Origin of the sequence: Corynebacterium sanguinis (assembly GCF_007641235.1) — a bacterium.
Taxonomy (GTDB): Bacteria; Actinomycetota; Actinomycetes; order Mycobacteriales; family Mycobacteriaceae; genus Corynebacterium; species Corynebacterium sanguinis.
In genome coordinates, this window is the sequence record NZ_CP038157.1 from 2,072,788 (window position 1) to 2,088,438 (window position 15,651).

The 15,651-nt window shown below is 56.8% G+C and carries 16 protein-coding genes and 1 tRNA gene; 3 read left to right on the plus strand and 14 right to left on the minus strand.

What is annotated here, in order from left to right; all coding sequences use genetic code 11:
- The first annotated feature begins 139 nt into the window (after positions 1-139).
- Genes E3227_RS10015 through E3227_RS10025 form a run of 3 tightly spaced genes read left to right on the plus strand, consistent with a single transcriptional unit; the run spans position 140 to position 2,368 of the window.
- On the plus strand, positions 140-1,441 hold the full coding sequence (locus E3227_RS10015) for a metallophosphoesterase family protein (protein ID WP_144318353.1): 1,302 nt from the start codon (positions 140-142) through the stop codon (positions 1,439-1,441).
- 23 nt (positions 1,442-1,464) lie between these two features.
- A complete protein-coding gene (locus tag E3227_RS10020; RefSeq protein WP_035106267.1) occupies positions 1,465-1,875 on the plus strand; it encodes a carboxymuconolactone decarboxylase family protein in 411 nt (136 codons plus the stop codon).
- 52 nt (positions 1,876-1,927) lie between these two features.
- Positions 1,928-2,368, plus strand: coding sequence for a DUF1990 domain-containing protein (locus E3227_RS10025; protein ID WP_144318354.1), 441 nt, complete (start codon positions 1,928-1,930; stop codon positions 2,366-2,368).
- 38 nt (positions 2,369-2,406) lie between these two features.
- Here E3227_RS10025 and E3227_RS10030 read toward each other — a convergent pair.
- The 14 genes from E3227_RS10030 to E3227_RS10090 form a co-directional block, all read right to left on the minus strand.
- Positions 2,407-2,479, minus strand: a tRNA-Glu gene (locus E3227_RS10030).
- Positions 2,480-2,570: 91 nt separating this feature from the next.
- A complete protein-coding gene (locus E3227_RS10035; protein WP_144318355.1) occupies positions 2,571-3,458 on the minus strand; it encodes a 3-hydroxyacyl-CoA dehydrogenase in 888 nt (295 codons plus the stop codon).
- Between the two features lie 87 nt (positions 3,459-3,545).
- Positions 3,546-4,739, minus strand: coding sequence for a chromate efflux transporter (gene chrA, locus E3227_RS10040; RefSeq protein ID WP_144318356.1), 1,194 nt, complete (start codon positions 4,737-4,739; stop codon positions 3,546-3,548).
- A 48-nt stretch (positions 4,740-4,787) separates the two neighbouring features.
- On the minus strand, positions 4,788-5,201 hold the full coding sequence (gene panD / locus E3227_RS10045) for an aspartate 1-decarboxylase (protein ID WP_136649419.1): 414 nt from the start codon (positions 5,199-5,201) through the stop codon (positions 4,788-4,790).
- 35 nt (positions 5,202-5,236) lie between these two features.
- Positions 5,237-5,704 (minus strand): hypothetical protein, encoded by a 468-nt coding sequence (locus tag E3227_RS10050; RefSeq protein WP_144318357.1) that lies wholly within the window; start codon positions 5,702-5,704, stop codon positions 5,237-5,239.
- Entirely contained in the window at positions 5,694-5,978 is a 285-nt protein-coding gene (locus tag E3227_RS10055) for a hypothetical protein (RefSeq protein WP_144318358.1), read from the minus strand. The genes E3227_RS10050 and E3227_RS10055 overlap by 11 nt, the downstream gene beginning before the upstream one ends.
- 307 nt (positions 5,979-6,285) lie before the next feature.
- Positions 6,286-7,437 carry an AAA family ATPase gene (locus E3227_RS10060; RefSeq protein ID WP_144318359.1) on the minus strand — a complete coding sequence of 384 codons (1,152 nt, stop codon included), beginning with the start codon at positions 7,435-7,437 and terminating at the stop codon, positions 6,286-6,288.
- On the minus strand, positions 7,437-8,216 hold the full coding sequence (locus E3227_RS11750) for a DUF6414 family protein (protein ID WP_222422308.1): 780 nt from the start codon (positions 8,214-8,216) through the stop codon (positions 7,437-7,439). Before E3227_RS11750 ends, E3227_RS10060 begins: the two co-directional genes overlap by 1 nt.
- Positions 8,217-8,565: 349 nt before the next feature.
- The gene (locus E3227_RS11950) at positions 8,566-9,243 is read right to left on the minus strand and encodes a Cap15 family cyclic dinucleotide receptor domain-containing protein (RefSeq protein WP_170228667.1); all 678 of its coding nucleotides are present in this window, start codon (positions 9,241-9,243) and stop codon (positions 8,566-8,568) included.
- Entirely contained in the window at positions 9,244-10,140 is an 897-nt protein-coding gene (locus E3227_RS10070) for a nucleotidyltransferase domain-containing protein (RefSeq protein ID WP_144318360.1), read from the minus strand.
- Between the two features lie 12 nt (positions 10,141-10,152).
- Entirely contained in the window at positions 10,153-10,893 is a 741-nt protein-coding gene (locus E3227_RS10075; RefSeq protein WP_144318361.1) for a M48 family metallopeptidase, read from the minus strand.
- Complete coding sequence (locus E3227_RS10080; RefSeq protein WP_246062679.1) at positions 10,877-13,936, minus strand: type I restriction endonuclease subunit R; 3,060 nt, start codon at positions 13,934-13,936, stop codon at positions 10,877-10,879. The genes E3227_RS10075 and E3227_RS10080 overlap by 17 nt, the downstream gene beginning before the upstream one ends.
- Positions 13,937-13,959: 23 nt before the next feature.
- Positions 13,960-14,691 carry a TIGR02391 family protein gene (locus tag E3227_RS10085; protein ID WP_144318363.1) on the minus strand — a complete coding sequence of 244 codons (732 nt, stop codon included), beginning with the start codon at positions 14,689-14,691 and terminating at the stop codon, positions 13,960-13,962.
- Positions 14,688-15,632, minus strand: a complete 945-nt coding sequence (locus E3227_RS10090) for a restriction endonuclease subunit S (RefSeq protein WP_144318364.1) — start codon at positions 15,630-15,632, stop codon at positions 14,688-14,690. Before E3227_RS10090 ends, E3227_RS10085 begins: the two co-directional genes overlap by 4 nt.
- Positions 15,633-15,651: the final 19 nt, after the last annotated feature.

Below are 15,651 nucleotides of genomic sequence, written 5' to 3' on the forward strand. Positions count from 1 at the left end.
TCACGAAAAAATTTTGTGAAAAAGCAGCTTTTACCGTTTCGTTAACGCACGGGTAAACCGAAGTTCATAACGCTGCTCTATTGTGTCGCAGGGTCAAAGTCGCCCCACACGTCTCCCGGAGAAGGAACCCCGAACTCTCATGGCCGATCAGACACCTCCCGCCCTGTCCCTTACGCGCCGCTCACTGCTCTTCGGCGCGGCCACCGCAGCAGCCGCCGCCTCGCTTCCAGCAACGTCGCGCGCCGCCGCTCAGGCCCAGCGCGCCGCGGACTCGCCCATGCCCTTGCGTTTCGACGCCTCCGGTCGCTTCAAGATCATCCAGTTCAACGACACCCAGGACAACCACCTCACCGACCACCGCACCATCGAGTTCATGGAGCGCGTCCTCGACGCCGAAAAGCCCGGCTTCGCGCTGATCAACGGCGACGTCATCGATGGCGGCCCGACCACCCCGGAGCAGGTCTACCAGGCAGTCAACAACGTGGTCCTGCCCATGGAGTCCCGCGCGATCCCGTGGGCGATCACCTTCGGCAACCACGACGAGGACTCCATCGAGGAGCACGGCACCGGGGTCACCGAAGCCCACATCGCCGAGTTCGTTCGTACCTACAAGTACAACCTCAACCCGCCGGCGGGTGATCGCCCCTTCGGCCACTCGGACGCCCACCTGCTCATCGCCTCCGCCCACGACGCGGCCCGAGCCTCCTACTCCGTGTGGCTGGTGGATTCCGGCAACTACATGCCGGAGGACTTCCAGGAAGCAGCCGGCGAGGACGTGCCGCACTACGACTACATCCGCCCCGCCCAGATCGACTGGTACCTCGGGCGCTCCCGCGCCGCCGAGGCGCGCTTCGGTGCACCCGTGCCGGGCCTGATGTTCTTCCACATCCCCACCTACGAGCACCGCGACATGTGGTTCGGCGGGACCGCGAAGACCTCCGGCATCGACCACAACGCCGCTGCCCGCAAGCACAACATCGACGGGGTCAAGCACGAGGACGTCTACTACGGCGCATTCAACTCCGGCATCCACGCCGCCGTGCGCGACCGCGGCGACGTCCAGGGCATCTACTGCGGCCACGACCACATCAACAGCTTCTACGGTGACTACTACGGCGTGGAGCTCGGCTACTGCCCCGGCACCGGCTTCGCACCCTACGGGCTTCGCGACGGCACCCGCGACCAGCACACCCTGCGCGGCGCACGCGTGTTCGAGCTCAACGAAAACACCGAGCGCGTCTACGAGTCGACCCGCCTTATCTTCGCCAAGGACCTCGGTGCGGACATGGCGCCGGCGAAGCAGCCTATCGACGCCCCCGCGCCGCTGCCCGACTACGTCACCCTGCCGAGCGCGACGCCGACGCCTGTACCGGCTGAAGGGTCCTCGCTGAGCAGTAACGCCCTGAGCAGCCTGAGTTTGGGGAAGGTGGGGCGTCGATAAGCACGCGCATAAACTAGAGTGGCATGACTGATTCCACTTCCCCGAACAACAGCTTTGAGGCTGGCATTAACGTGCGCCGCGAGGTGATGGGCGACGAGTTCGTCGAGGCTGCACTCGCCCGCGCGAAGGGTTCCGACGGCGAGGAGCTGCAGCACCACATCACCTCCACCGTATGGGGGTCGGTGTGGACGCGCGAGGGGCTGAGTCGCCGCGACCGCAGCCTGCTCAACATCGGCATGCTCGTCGCCCTGCGCGCGACCGAGGAGCTGCGCGGTCACGTGCGCGGCGCGCTGACTAATGGGCTGAGCCGCGAGGAGATCACCGAGGCGATCATCCACGCCAGTGGTTACTGTGGCGCGCCCGCCGCGCTGTCCGCGATGAAGGTCGCCCAAGAGGTGCTGGAGGCCGAGCTTGGACCGAAGACCGACGCGTAGCCTGGGCGTTTTACCGGGGCGGGTTGCGAGCGCCAAGCGCGCGCAGGCGCCGATGCTTGTCGATGCCGGCGCGCCCGCTACGCGGTTTCGCCGCGAGGTGCTTATCGACGCCCCCTTCCACGCCGCAGGCGAACGCCTCATGTCCTGGCAGGTGCAGCGCAGCGCGTTTCGCGTGCGGTCGAGCGTGCCCCGCGTCACTCCCGGCGCGATCGTCGAGATGAGCCCGAGCGTGCTCCCTTTACGGTTCTATTGCCGTGTTACCGAGGTCATCGACGAGCCGAACCGCATCGGGTTTGTGTACGCGGCGCTGCCCGGACACCCGGAGCGCGGCGAGGAGCGCTTCGTGGTGGAGCGGCGCGCCGGTGGCGAGGTGGCTTTTGTGATTGAGGCGATCTCGCGGCCGTCGACACGCGCGTGGGCGAGCCTCGGTGTACTGCTGCGGGCGGGCCAGGAAGTGATCACGCGGGTGTGTTACCTGCGCGCGCTGGGTTAGAAAAAACCCGGACTCCATGCAGGAATCCGGGCTGGTTGTACCCCGTACGGGATTTGAACCCGTGTTACCGCCGTGAGAGGGCGACGTCCTAGGCCGCTAGACGAACGGGGCGCGTTCTTTCTGTCGTTTGCGACTCCTAAAAGATAGAACACGCCCCCGCTATCCGACAAATCAGCAGGTCGGCACCCCTACCGCGGGCGGGTTACTTCTCGATCTTGTTGCCGTTGTCGTCGTACTTGTAGAAACCCTCGCCGTCGCCCTGGCCGGAGCGACCTTCCTCGATCATCTGCTTGGCGATCTCGGTGAACTTCTTCTTCCACTCCGGCTGGTCCTCGCCGGAACCCTCAGTAACGTTAACGATGGAGCGCATGCCGATCATGTCCATGATCTCGAACGGTCCCACTTCGGTGCTCATGGCGATGCGCCAGTCCTTGTCAATCTGGTCGACGTCAGCGACATCGTTGACGTAGAGGTACTGCGCTGCCTGCAGGAACGGAACCATCATGGTGTTGAGGAGATAGGCGCGCTGCTCCTTCTTCAGCACGACGGGTGCGAGGTCAGCCTCGTGGGCGAACTCCTCGACAATGTCGCGGTACTTCAGGTCCGTCTCCGGGTTCGGCATGATCTCAACAATGTTCTTGACCCATACGCGGTTGGCGAAGTGGGTGTTGACGAAGCGCTTCGGGTCGCCGGAGGCGTCCGCAATCTCGCTGCCGAGCAGCGACGAGGTGTTGGTGCAGAAGATGGTGTGCGACGGTGCTGCCTTGCCCAGCTTCTCCCAGGTGGAGCGCTTCAGGTCGAGCTTCTCCGGAACTGCCTCAATAATAATGTCCGCCTCAGCGACGGCTGCTTCCATGTCCGTGGTCAGCGAGAGGTTCTCGTGAGCCTTGGCGACGCTTTCCTCGCTAGCGGTGTCGAGGTCGGCGATCATGGACTTGCCAATGGATTTAAAACGTCCCTTGGCGGCCTCAACCGCGTCGTCGTTGATGTCCCATGCGGTGACCTTAAACCCGGCGTGAGCGACGACGAATGCGATCTGGGCGCCCAGGACGCCTGAACCGATGACGGAAACGTTCTTAATGTCAGTCATGACACTTCCTTTGCTGTAACGAAAATTTTTAATGTACGTGTCCAAGAATACACCGCTTACGGGAGAGTGCCAGGTTGCTCTATTGAGCTACAGCGCGATCAAACCGATGACGGCGGCGGCAATCACGACCGCCCACGCCGGCAGTTTCCACGCCTGCAGCGCGGTAAACGATGCCGCAGCCACAGCCATCGTGGCCGCGGAGGTCACACCGGCGATGAATACAGGGTCGTACAGCGCGGCGGCGAGGATGCCCACCACGGCCGCGTTCGCACCAGCGATTGCGCGCGCCGTGGCCGCGTGCTTGCGCAAGCCCTCCCACAGCGGCAACGCCCCGAGGACGAGGAGGGCGGCGGGAAGGAAAATCGCGATCGTCGCCACCACGGCCCCGATCGCCCAGTGCACCCCTTGGGCGGATGCGCCGAGGAAGGAGGCGAAGGTGAACAGCGGACCCGGCACCGCCTGCGCGGCGCCGTACCCGGCGAGGAAGGTGTCGTGGTCAACCAGCCCGGTGGGCACGGTCGCGCTCTCCAGCAGCGGTAGGACAACGTGGCCGCCGCCGAAGACGAGCGCACCGGCGCGGTAGAAGGTGTCAGCGATAAAGGCTGTTGTGCTGCTGGCCGCGGCCGCGAGCACAGGCAGAAGCACGAGCAGGGCTGCGAAAACCGCGAGCGTCGCGAACGCCACGCTCTTCGGCACCCGCGAGCTAAACCCAACGTCATCGTCTGCATCGGGAGTCGCCCGGAGCGCTGCGAGCCCCGCGACCATACCAACGACGATCGCGCCGACCTGGACGAACGGGTTGGGGATTAAAAGCACAAGGATGAATGCCGCCAGGGCGATACCCGCGCGGATCTTGTCGGTGATCAGCGACTTTGTCATGCCGAGAACCGCGTGCGCAACGACGGCGACCGCCGCGGCTTTCAGGCCCGCCAGCCACCCGGCGTCGGAGATGTCCCCCATGACCGCGACCCCAAGGGCAAAGAGTACAAGCGCGATTACCGACGGCATGGTGAACGCGAACCACGCCGCGAACATGCCGAGGTAGCCGGCGCGTTGTAACCCGACCGCCATGCCTACCTGGCTTGAGGCGGGCCCGGGCAGGAATTGGCACAGGGCGACCAAGTCGGCGTAGGTCTTCTCGCTCATCCACTTGCGCCTGGACACGAACTCGTCGCGGAAGTAGCCGAGGTGCGCCGTCGGCCCTCCGAAGGAGGTCAGCCCGAGGCGGAGGAAGACGGAGAAGACTTCGGCGACGTTACCTTTAACCTGCTGTGTAGACATCGTGAGATAGCGTCTCACAATTCGCGGCGTGCTGCCGGGTTCGCGAGCTTAGTCCGGGTGGCGCGGGTTGATCAGGCCGGAACCCGCCGGCGCGTGGGCTGGGTCCTCGCCGAGCTCGACCTGCTTGTTGTTCTCATCGACGAAGATGACCCGCGGGCTGTAGTCCTTAAGCTCCTGCTCCTCGTAATGCGCATACCCGATGATGATGACGAGGTCGCCGGGGCTGATCAGGCGGGCGGCGGCGCCGTTGATGCCGATCACGCCCGTGCCCCGGTCGCCCGTGATGGCGTAGGTGGTCAGTCGGTTGCCGTTGTTGATGTCAACGACGTCGATCTGCTCACCCTCGTAGATGTCCGCAGCCTCCATGAGGTCAGCGTCGATGGTGCATGAGCCGACGTAGTGGAGGTCGGCCTGCGTGACGGTCGCTCGGTGAATCTTGGACTTCAGCATGGTTCGCAGCACGGGTGCGAGTCTAGTGGCCGAATCCCGCATCGCGTTTATGAGGCCCCGTCCAGTACCGCGTTGACCTTGACGCGCAGGGTCTCAGCACTTACAACGGCGGCGAGCCTGCTGGGCGTGTCCGGAGCGACGGACAGGCGCGTGAGCATGGTCTCTAGCCTCCTGCGTTCGGTGCGCAAAGCCGCGGGGTTGGTGTAGAGCGTGCCTTCCAAGGACGTGCCCACACCACGGGTGCGGATCAGCTCGTCCAGGTCAACGAGTGTCGCCAGCAGGTCGCGTTCAGATTCAACGCTCATCTGGGCTACCGTCTCCCCGATCTCATCGACCTCGCGCGCTCTTTTTACCTCGCTGACCGCATGTGCGACGATGCCCCCTCCCACGATGATCCCGCCGAGTGCGACAACCCCGGCGAGCATGACGAGAGCAATCGCGAGAGCCCACATCAGCAGCCCAATGAGGAAGGCGACGCCGACTAGAAGCGCGCACCCGACTCCCTTACGATCCATTGCCCAGACTTTCCATGAGCACGGCCCCGGCATCGAACAACAGGCCCGCCACAACGCCTGCGGCGATGATGACCAACGCCGCCAGAGCCACCGCGCCGATAATGGATCGTCCGGGCGATCCCGGGTGGTCGGCAATGTCCTCCGCGATGCGCCGTGCTGCCGCGGAGAAATCGTCCAAGTCACTGTTGGAGTGCAGCGTCACGCGCCGGGCGCGCAAGGAGTTCACGTCGGCCAGCGTGGTTTGTGGGCCGGAGGTGTCAGGAGTAGCAGTCATGCCCCGAACGCTAGCGCCGGTGCGCGACAGTGATCGTTACGTGTTCGACACCGTGTTCGGAAATCAAAAAAGGCAGCCGGTGCTACCGACTGCCTTTTTCTGTGTACGCCAAGCATCACGCAACATATACGAGGTGTTGTCAAGCGGACGCGAGATGCTCCAGGAGGCCAGCCTACCTCTGTAAAGTTCCTGATACCGTCATGTTTGAATATTGGCCAGCGCCGGGCCCTTTAAGCCACAACTGGCGGACGCAATGAGGCGGTTTTAGGTTAAATGGGCGTAACAAGAATGCCCAGAGCTAAGGCGACTAAGGATTGATACTTTCCGCTGTCTCCAGAAGAGCCATTGCTAATTTATGACCAATAATCTGATCAATCACGCTACTCAGTTTTCGAATATTACCGAGCTGCTTCGAGTGGCTCTTAAGATTTATTTTGAGTTCATCAGCATTGAGGATGGATGCCTCTTTATGAGTCAGCTCTTTAAACTTCACATCGACCAACCGGTCGATAATTTTCTCCACCTCGAAACCGATTAACGGATGGAACTCGATAAAGGCATCGAACCTTGAGTAAAGCGCTTCGCCTAGCGCCTTTTTCACTGCACTCTCTGAACCGTAATTCGACGTACAAATAATCAGCGACCTGCCAACCTTTACTCTATAGTTCTTGTCTTCCAACACACCCTCGTCAAACAGCTCATAGAAGGCGCTATGGAAAACTGAACTTGCTTTATCAAACTCATCGAAGAGAATTACACTTGATTCTCTCTCCATCAGGTCCAGTGCGAGCGAGGGTTCTTGGTGACTTCCTCCGAAAACATAAGAGGCAAATTTTTCGCTGTGTAGCATTGAAAATTGCTTTCGGAAAAGCAATCCTCCCGTGAGGCGACTGATAAACTTCGCAGTCTCGGTTTTACCAACCCCTGATGGCCCATAAAACATCACGACAACGGGTCCATCTACATTCTGACGCGTCAACTGATACATCGCCGCAAGAAGTTCGCTCTTAACCGAGTCTTGGCCTACGAGGTGGTCTTGGAAATCAGCGTTGAACTCTTGCAGCACTCGCGCATCAAAACTGCCTAGCTCGTAAGAAACTTCCTCAACCTCGGCCACTCGTTCAAGGTGAGATCTAACGAGCTCAGGAGGATTATTCAAATAGATATTCTTCGGACCAACTGACCGCACTAACCCTGCAAAATTTGAGATCGTTGCTTCTGTCAGACTGGCGTAGTCTCCAGATTCTGCCAAAACATGCTCCGGGCCTTCCTCGACATTTTCAGGCTCTGTCTCCGAAGGGCTGGAGGCGCGTTTATCCACGATGCTGAACTGTCTATTGAGGTTGTCGAGCTCGTAAACGATATCTAGTAACGATTCCGCCTCCAGCCCTGCTGTCTCTGCTTTAAACCAGGATGAAGGTCCATAGTAAATATAGGCCTTCATGTCATGGGTCGCCATTACGCACCGCTTTCTACACCGGCCAGGATGATGTCGTAAACCGGCAGCTTGTTATCGCCAGAGGCTCCGGATGAATCAGAGTGAGATTCTTCGATGAAGCTAGCAAGTTTAAGATCTCGGGAAGAGTTTTGAGCTAGTTCTGACTCAATATTCAAACTCAGTTCCGTAGTATGACCGACTTCAATGCCATGAAAAACTAAGTTCATTCGTGATAGATCCGAGAGTCCGTAACTGTTCCGGAAGGCGCGGATGTTGAAGCGCAAGACAATCTTGCGTTGAGTCGCATCTTCGCCGATTAGCTCGTAATAACCCTTCGCCTTCTCCAGCGCTTCATCCATCAATGCCATATTGAAGTCAGCGTCTTCTGCGCGAGCTGCGATCATGTATGGCGTAAACATCTTCATGAAAGCCATGGAATTCTCGGCGGCATAAACCCGAAACCCATTCAGTTTTGAAATTCTTAGATCGCCACTAGAAGATTCCAGGTAGTCAGTCAAGATCGTGTTTGACAGCGTCTTGCTTAAAATACTTCCGCCGGCTAGAGAGGCTTCAGCCCCGGCTCCCAGTTCGCCTGCACCGCCGATAAAGGGAAGCCAACTAAGCTTTGCACTGAGTTTAGCTTCTACGCTGGCATGGGTTTCGACAGTCCTCGTGCCAATGGTCTCTTTGGTTGATTCGAGACTGCCTCCTGCAACGATATCTAAGTAGTCAGACGCTGTATCCTGGTCAAAATAGACTACTTTAACGATCGATCGTTGCTCCTGCTTTTCCTTTGCCATCTAAGCTCCTAAATAGTTTTACTCTTAAAATAAGTATAACTTATAGTACTTTGTTTAATGAGCTGAGTTTGCCGAGTAACCCATCGCCAAATCCGCTTACGAATGGGTATCCTGTTGGCTCTGTTGGTTCATCCGGAGTTTCTGGCTAGTGTCGAAAATTTCTCCATTACTCGCGGCAGTTTCAGGAGTAATCTCCAGCTCTCGATACACTCTAAGTGATGGCCAGCGCAATCTTGCCTGGTAGAGTACTTTTTCAGCCTCATCGTCTCCAACGAGAGCATTCAGGTCCTGCTTAAACTTAGTGTCAGATTGAGCCATCGACGACAATTCTCAATCTGGATTTGAGAAATCAATGACTGCTCGTTGATTCTTGTACGGCTTCCTGACTGGCACGGATTGAGTCTGCGTAACGGTCCGCTGCGTTGAAGGACGGATAGCCGCTCGAACGGTCCACAAATTCCATAACCAGATCTCCCTTCGTTGGCCTATCAGTAAAGTATCGCCCTTCAATTTGAGTTGGCTTAAGTGATGTCGGCGCTAGCGTACCGACGCCAATGTTCCTCGTAATGAAAGACGTCTCAGAGATTTTTGGCATGCCATCATAAATGTAGCTCAGGCAATCGACCTCATTCTCGGGTGTGTTTATCCAGCTGAATCCAGTACTTCTACTGGAGCTCTGCAACGTATACAGCTTAAGGTGAATAGACCAGAAAGTTTGCCTGACCTCTAAATAGGCCACCACTGGGCCCCAGTTGCCGCCTTCTGGAATCGCAGAATCCTCATGAGGAGTGAGCGTAACTCTCCATAACCCACGGAGATCAGGTCGTCGAAAGAGCCTTATTATCCCTGGCCAACGCCAAATCCATAGATCCCAGGCCATTACAAATCCCGCAGCCAAGATCGGAAACATGGATACCAAGACCCTCCACCACGGTGGTAGGTCGAATCCCAAGACGAAAATCAGAACGGCATACGCACTGGAGACAATGATAACGACGGCTCGAACTAAACCAATTGGCCGCGCCATTTAAGCCCCTCCCAGACCAAGGTAGTTCCACCCCGCGTAGGCAAAATTTCGTCCATCCTCGCGACTCCATTTTTGCGATCCATGAAAGAGATACTTCGCACCATTAACCTCCAACCAGCGATTCTCTGAATCGGTGGGTTCCGTACCTTCGAGGGATGTATAAATATGCGCGAGAATGCCTTTTACAGTCTCGATCCAGGTTAGGCGCTGAAACACCGTATCCGGACAGTTGTAGACAAGACATTCGATAAAGAATGACGAGACCTCCTGATGATACCCTTCCTCGGCCATTGCATTTTCTAGACGTTTGATAATGCGGACTGATTTTTTGAATCTGTAATTGGTCCTGTTGTTTTTATTTCGTCCGTTTTCCAGCTGCAAAGCTGAGTAGTTTACAATTGAATTACCATCAGTTTTAAATATTTTGGCGCCCTCGCGGTAGGAAGTCGGCGAAAAATAATATCGATAAGAAAAACAAGGCACGACGTCCGCCTCAACGCGGGCAGAATTGGAATTAATTTGAATGGCGGTTGATCCGCTTGTATCCACTAAGGTGCTGAACCTAGCTCTCAACGCAATTGTCAGTTCGTGACGGAGCTTTTCGGGCGTCCAAATTCCTTCGTAGATACCGTTACTTGCTGGATGAGCCCCCGAAGTGTGTTCATCCCAGTAGAAGAGATCTTGGCATTCGACCGCGATATCAACGTCGCTGTCGGCTTTTACATTTGTATTGTTTGCATAAGATCCCTTCGCATAAATCTTACAGGACATTCCATCAAAGGCTGGATGAGCTTCAACGGCTTCCCGAATCATCCTCTCGGTGCGGTCTTGCTTTTCTTGTTCAGTCGGACTGGATGGACCGGTCCACCCCGCCAATTTCAATTCCAAATTGGTCATTATTTTCGTTCCTTAATCACAGCTAGTTTCATTCCAGTCTTCCGCCGCTAATGGCGCTTCATTCAGTTCATCTCGCCGAGCAGTCCAGTCCGGTAGGTACCGATCCATGATGGCTACGAACTTCTCGTTATGACTCCGCTCGAGCAAGTGCGCCAGCTCATGAACCACTAGGTACTCCAGACTCCGAGGATTCTTCTTCGCCAGCTCCGGGTTAAACCAGATATTACCCCTATCAGGGTTGCATGAACCCCACTTAGTCTTCATCCGCTTGACCGTGACCTGGTTAGCTTTTACTCCCATGGCTGTCTCCCACTTCTCAACTAGAGGCGGAAGTGCTGCCTTGAGTTCTCGCCGGTACCAACGGTCAAGGATGCCGAACCGATCATCACGGGTCGATCCCTCCGGCGAGTAAAGCCAGAGAGTGTCTCCGGCCACGAGTACCTTCGGGTTGCCGCTGTGCTTTGAGACATCGAGGCGGTAGCGCTTGCCCCACACGTAGTGACTCTCTCCGGAAACCATCTGCCGCTCCGACTGACGGTTCGCATTCTGCAACCGCTCCCGCTCCCGCCGGATCCACGGCAGTCGCTGGATGATCGCCCGACGAATCGTGTCCTCGTCTAGGCGAGCCGGCGCTGCCACCCGTACTCGACCCATCGGCGGATAGACCGACAGGTGCATGTTCTTGATGTCTTTGTAGACCAGCTCAACATCGAAACCAGAAACAGTGAGGTAGGAACTAGCGGAATTCATCATGCATCGCCAATAGGTTAAGAAGCTCCTTCATGTCCACAGGTTGCAGGAGCCCAGGGAAGTTGAGCGCGAGAGTACGCATCAAAGACTTCTGCTTGGTCTTATCTCCAGCCCAACCATGTTCTTTGTTGCGCTGGATCGTGCGATAGACCCGCTCGACATCTACTTCGATGCCCTCCGGCCATGCGAAGTCGATCAGGGCGCGGCGGGCAGAACTATCTGCCCACTTCGGGTACTTCTGCTCCGACTCCCCCTTGGCCAACTGCTGAGTAAACTCGACCAATTTGAGGAGGTACTCCTGGTAGTCGATGACGGCCTCACGGCGCTGCTCGATCAAGGCGTCCAGGAGCGTCGACATCGACTCGTAGTACTTCGGATTCATCGCCTGCTCGTCAACAATCGTCTTACGGACGTTGTTGACGATGGTCTCAGCAGCCGCTTCTGGATCTTTGCGGATGCTCTCGGGGAGTTTCTCGATGGCTCCGACCCCGTGCTCGACGATGAGGTGGACGAGACCTTGGTCAAAGGTCGCCAGATTCCGAGAAGCATCCGCCTGGATGTAGGTATCGAGAAGCGCGCGCATGCCGGCCTCAAACTGCTTGAGGTCAACATTCTCGCCAGCGCCGAGCTTCACCTCGTCGCGGACATCGACGAAGTGCTTGACCTGCTGCTTGATAGATTCCGCTTCGCTCGGCGAGTACCCGGCATCAGTCATTCGGTTAGCCAAGTTGGCGTATGCCCGAACCAGGCTCGCCACACCCTTGTACAGGTCGACACGCTTAGGTTCGTTGGCCTTGAGCTGCTCAGCGTTGCCGCTTTCCATCGCGCAGAAATAATGCTGGTACTGCAACGTGCCCTTCGGTGGAGCCACTGGCTCACACAGAGCACGCACCATTTCAAGAGCCTCGTCCAGGTCTTGACGCTCCTGCTCAATACGATCCTTGAGTAGGCCTTCCACATCTTCTTCGTCGTAGTCTGCGAAAGCTTCGGAGGTGTAGTCAGAGACCGCATCCTCCAGAGATTTGAACAGGTCGCGGTAGTCGACGATATAGCCGTACTCTTTATCGTCACCATCGAGCCGGTTCACGCGGCAGATAGCCTGGAAGAGGCCGTGATCCTGCATGTTCTTATCGATGTAGAGATAGGTCGCACTCGGTGCATCAAAGCCGGTCAGGAGTTTATCGACCACGATAAGTAGCCGCATCTGGCCGGGATACTTGATGAACGTCTCCTTGACACTCTTCTCAAACTCGTCAATCCGCTTGACAGCATCATCGGGGTTGGTCTGGAAGTAGTCGGCGAGCATCCGACGGTAGATGTCGTACTTGACGATCTCCTCGTTCTTGCCGGCCCCGGAGTCTTCCTTGGAGATCTTGGATGCGTTCGGCTCATAGCTCGTGACGATGGCGATCTTGCCGGCGAGTTCACTGCGGCTGAAGATGTCGTAGAACTTGCAGGCTTGGTAGACACTCGAACACACCAGCATGGCGTTGCCTCGGCCATCCATTAGGCGAGGCATCCTGGCCATATCCGTGAGGATGTCTGCCGCGATCTGCCGAGCACGCGGCTCAGCGGACTCGACTTCCTTGATCGTTGCCCACCGTTTCTTCAGCTGGTGCTTTGTCAGATCGGTCATGCCTTGGGTGTGGATTTGGAACCACTCATCGACCCGCTCTGGGCTCGTGAGTTTCTGCTCGATGTCTCGAGCCTCGTACCGGAGGTCCAGAACCACGGCATCTTCAACAGCTTCATCGAATTTGTAGGTGTGGATGTAGGAGCCGAAAGTCTCAATACTGGAGGCCTTGTCCTTCTTAAGAAGAGGCGTGCCGGTAAAGCCGATGAACATCGCATTCGGCATCAGCTCCTTCATCGCACTGTGAAGCTTGCCGCTCTGTGTACGGTGAGCCTCATCGACGAAGACGAAGAGATTGCCCTTCGGATTGAACCCCTCAAGCAGGGGCTTCTTGAGCTGACGCACGAAGTCTTCCGTGTCGCCCTGATCCTTCTCGTCATCACCCCGGAACTTATGCACCAGTGAGCACATCAGCCAGGGCTGGTTCCGGTTGAGCATGCCGATCATGCCGGCTCCAGACGTCGACCGTTCGATGGTCTCATCGACGCCAGCAAAAACCTTCTCGATCTGCTCATCGAGTTCGGTGCGGTCGGTGATCACTAAGACACGGGCCTCGCGCTGGTTCTCCCGGATCCACTTCGCCAACCACACCATCGTCAAGCTCTTACCTGACCCTTGGGTGTGCCAAATGATGCCGCCTTCGCGGCGAGCGATACGCTCCTGAGCAGCCTTGACACCGAAGTACTGGTTGTGTCGGGCGGTTTTCTTCACGCCCGAATCGAAGACGATGAAGTCATGGATAAGTTCAAGGAAGCGCTGCTTGTTCGCCATCTGAAGCAGGCCACGATTGAGAGGTTTCTCAACCTCGCTTGGCTCTTTCCACTCCAGCCAGTACTTCTCTGGCGTCTCGATCACGCCGTAGCGAAGCCCCTCGACGTCATTGCCAGCGAACAGTAGCTGGACCGTGGTGAAGAAAGGACGAACGAAGTCCGCTTTTTGATTGCCCAGATGCTGACGAATGCCGTCACCAACGCTGACCTTAGAGCGCTTGAGTTCAATGACCCCAAGGGCGATACCGTTGACATAGAGCACGACATCAGGACGTTTGGTGTTCTTGCCCTTGATTGAGACCTCTTCGGCCACCACAAAATGGTTAGCTTCCGGGTTCTTCCAGTCGATAAGCCAGATCGTTTCGAAGTTCTCCGAGACACTACGCTTGACCTTCACTCCGTAACGGAGCAGGCCATACACTCTGCGGTTGGCGTCGTAGAGTGATCCACCTGCCGGCAGAGAAGCCGCGGTAGCGAATTGCTGAATAGCGCGACGAACAAGATCCTCGTCATAGCCACGAGCAAGAAGGTTCTGACGTAGCAACTCTTCTTCGACGTTCGAGTTGACTCGATCTTTCCAATCGCCGAGGCAATCGTACCCTAGCTGCTCGGATAGAAGCTCGACTACTCGATCCTGCGTCATACGTTCCCGTTGTCCTACTAAAGTCATGACGCGACCTCCACCGTAGAGTTATCGACCCAACGGGCTACCACGCTCAGTGCCGCGAGATACTCTAGCGCTTCTTGCTCCCTCAGCTCGTGGTCGGCTTCATGGCTAAGGGGGTTCCGAATACCGGCAAAAACTCCCTCAGCAAATGCCATAGCTCCACGTTGAACCGACTTGTACGTGTCGCTTGCCTCGGGCTTCATCCGCCGCAGGCGGGCCTTGCCGACGGAAGCGGGCTTTTCAGTGAAGGCTTCCTGGAAGAGCTTCGTCTCACTTAGGTCCCGTCGACCTAGCTTGTTCTGGGTCTCAGCGTTGAGCTTTCGAATTGCACCGCCGACAGCTTCACGGTAATGACCTGACTGCCAAAGTGACTTCGCTCCATCCCAAATCCAAGGGTGCAACTCCACAGCAGAAAGCTCAGGAGCATTTTCCCCTAGATTTTCTTCGATCTCCTTCTTCCGTATCAACTCCTCGCGACAGCGAATCGATGCCTCACGATGACGAGTCCAACGATTGATCGACGACAGTTCGATCTCGGTACGCCATCGAGGGGTAACTCGGTCCAGGATCTTCTCAACTACCTGGGCCTGCTTCGTTACCTGTGAGTCCGAGGCAGCCGTACTCGACTTGTTAGAGATCACCGTTACATCTCGACCACTGCGGCTATTGTTCGTCATCACGGTCATGGTGATGAAAGTATCCAACTGCTCAATAGCCCACTCGACATTCATCGGACTCCCTCCGAAACCAACTTCGTGCGGCCGGTTAGAAGCTCCTGCATCATGCCCTGTTTGATACCTCGGGCGGATTCGAGGCGACGTTCAAGAGCCATAATCTCTTTGTCGGCATCGACCAACACCTGCGCGATTGCGATTTGCTCTTGCATGTCCGTCGGCACCCGAATTTCCATCGGGTACACGTCGCAAGCGTGGATGTGAGGTTGTGCCCCACCAGTCTGTGCTCTGTAGATATCATCCTGTCGCAACAGAAGACAGTAGTAGATGAAGTCTAAGTCGTAATGTCTCGAACTACTGATTGTTGAGCAGTCCGAAGCAAATATCGGCTCGTTGTAGAGGGCTACATAGCCAGCTGACGCGCCAGAAGCGCTGATAGTGATAGTGCGGCCCACTCGATTTGCCTTGTCCGTGTACCCTGCGGGAGTCTTACCGCCAGCTACCACTGGAATGCGCCCACTGCCAGCCTGGGCCCGTGTGAGCACGGAGCCACGCTGAATTCGAACCAAATCTCCGAAAGTTGTCGCCTGCCAGGATTTGGAGAATCCCTGTAGTCTCCTACGTCCGGTTAACAGCTCTTGCATCATTCCCTGCTTGATTGCTTGTTTCTTGGCGGTGAGGCGCTCGAGGGAGGAGATTAAGTTTTCTGCATCAGTAAGGGCATCTGCGATGGCACGCTGCTCAGGTGGCGTAGGCGTTAAGACCTTGAGGCCAAGAACCTTATCCTTGGGAATATTCTTCATACTCCCACTAGTTCCGGTCGCTAATTCTCGCAGAGCGCGGGCTCCAGCCTGGGAAGAAAAATGGTAGGTGAGCCACCTGATATCAGTACCAGAACCACGCTTTGAGCGTGCAATCCACAATCGGTCGGGAAGAAAAAGGCTATCAACGTCTTTCTCTACGTAGCCAACATCTCCAACTAGAGCCGGCGTATTCATGCGACTAATGATTATGCTA

Bases quoted from the DNA above. Each gene is read 5' to 3' on its own strand.
- E3227_RS10085 (WP_144318363.1), bottom strand. From the start codon at position 14,691: ATGAATGTCGAGTGGGCTATTGAGCAGTTGGATACTTTCATCACCATG.
- E3227_RS10020 (WP_035106267.1), top strand. From the start codon at position 1,465: ATGACTGATTCCACTTCCCCGAACAACAGCTTTGAGGCTGGCATTAAC.
- E3227_RS10075 (WP_144318361.1), bottom strand. From the start codon at position 10,893: ATGATGAATTCCGCTAGTTCCTACCTCACTGTTTCTGGTTTCGATGTT.
- E3227_RS11950 (WP_170228667.1), bottom strand. From the start codon at position 9,243: ATGGCGCGGCCAATTGGTTTAGTTCGAGCCGTCGTTATCATTGTCTCC.
- E3227_RS10055 (WP_144318358.1), bottom strand. From the start codon at position 5,978: ATGACTGCTACTCCTGACACCTCCGGCCCACAAACCACGCTGGCCGAC.
- E3227_RS10080 (WP_246062679.1), bottom strand. From the start codon at position 13,936: ATGACGCAGGATCGAGTAGTCGAGCTTCTATCCGAGCAGCTAGGGTAC.
- E3227_RS11750 (WP_222422308.1), bottom strand. From the start codon at position 8,216: ATGGCAAAGGAAAAGCAGGAGCAACGATCGATCGTTAAAGTAGTCTAT.
- E3227_RS10060 (WP_144318359.1), bottom strand. From the start codon at position 7,437: ATGGCGACCCATGACATGAAGGCCTATATTTACTATGGACCTTCATCC.
- E3227_RS10050 (WP_144318357.1), bottom strand. From the start codon at position 5,704: ATGGATCGTAAGGGAGTCGGGTGCGCGCTTCTAGTCGGCGTCGCCTTC.
- E3227_RS10070 (WP_144318360.1), bottom strand. From the start codon at position 10,140: ATGACCAATTTGGAATTGAAATTGGCGGGGTGGACCGGTCCATCCAGT.
- E3227_RS10025 (WP_144318354.1), top strand. From the start codon at position 1,928: ATGCTTGTCGATGCCGGCGCGCCCGCTACGCGGTTTCGCCGCGAGGTG.
- chrA (WP_144318356.1), bottom strand. From the start codon at position 4,739: ATGTCTACACAGCAGGTTAAAGGTAACGTCGCCGAAGTCTTCTCCGTC.
- E3227_RS10090 (WP_144318364.1), bottom strand. From the start codon at position 15,632: ATGAATACGCCGGCTCTAGTTGGAGATGTTGGCTACGTAGAGAAAGAC.
- E3227_RS10015 (WP_144318353.1), top strand. From the start codon at position 140: ATGGCCGATCAGACACCTCCCGCCCTGTCCCTTACGCGCCGCTCACTG.
- E3227_RS10035 (WP_144318355.1), bottom strand. From the start codon at position 3,458: ATGACTGACATTAAGAACGTTTCCGTCATCGGTTCAGGCGTCCTGGGC.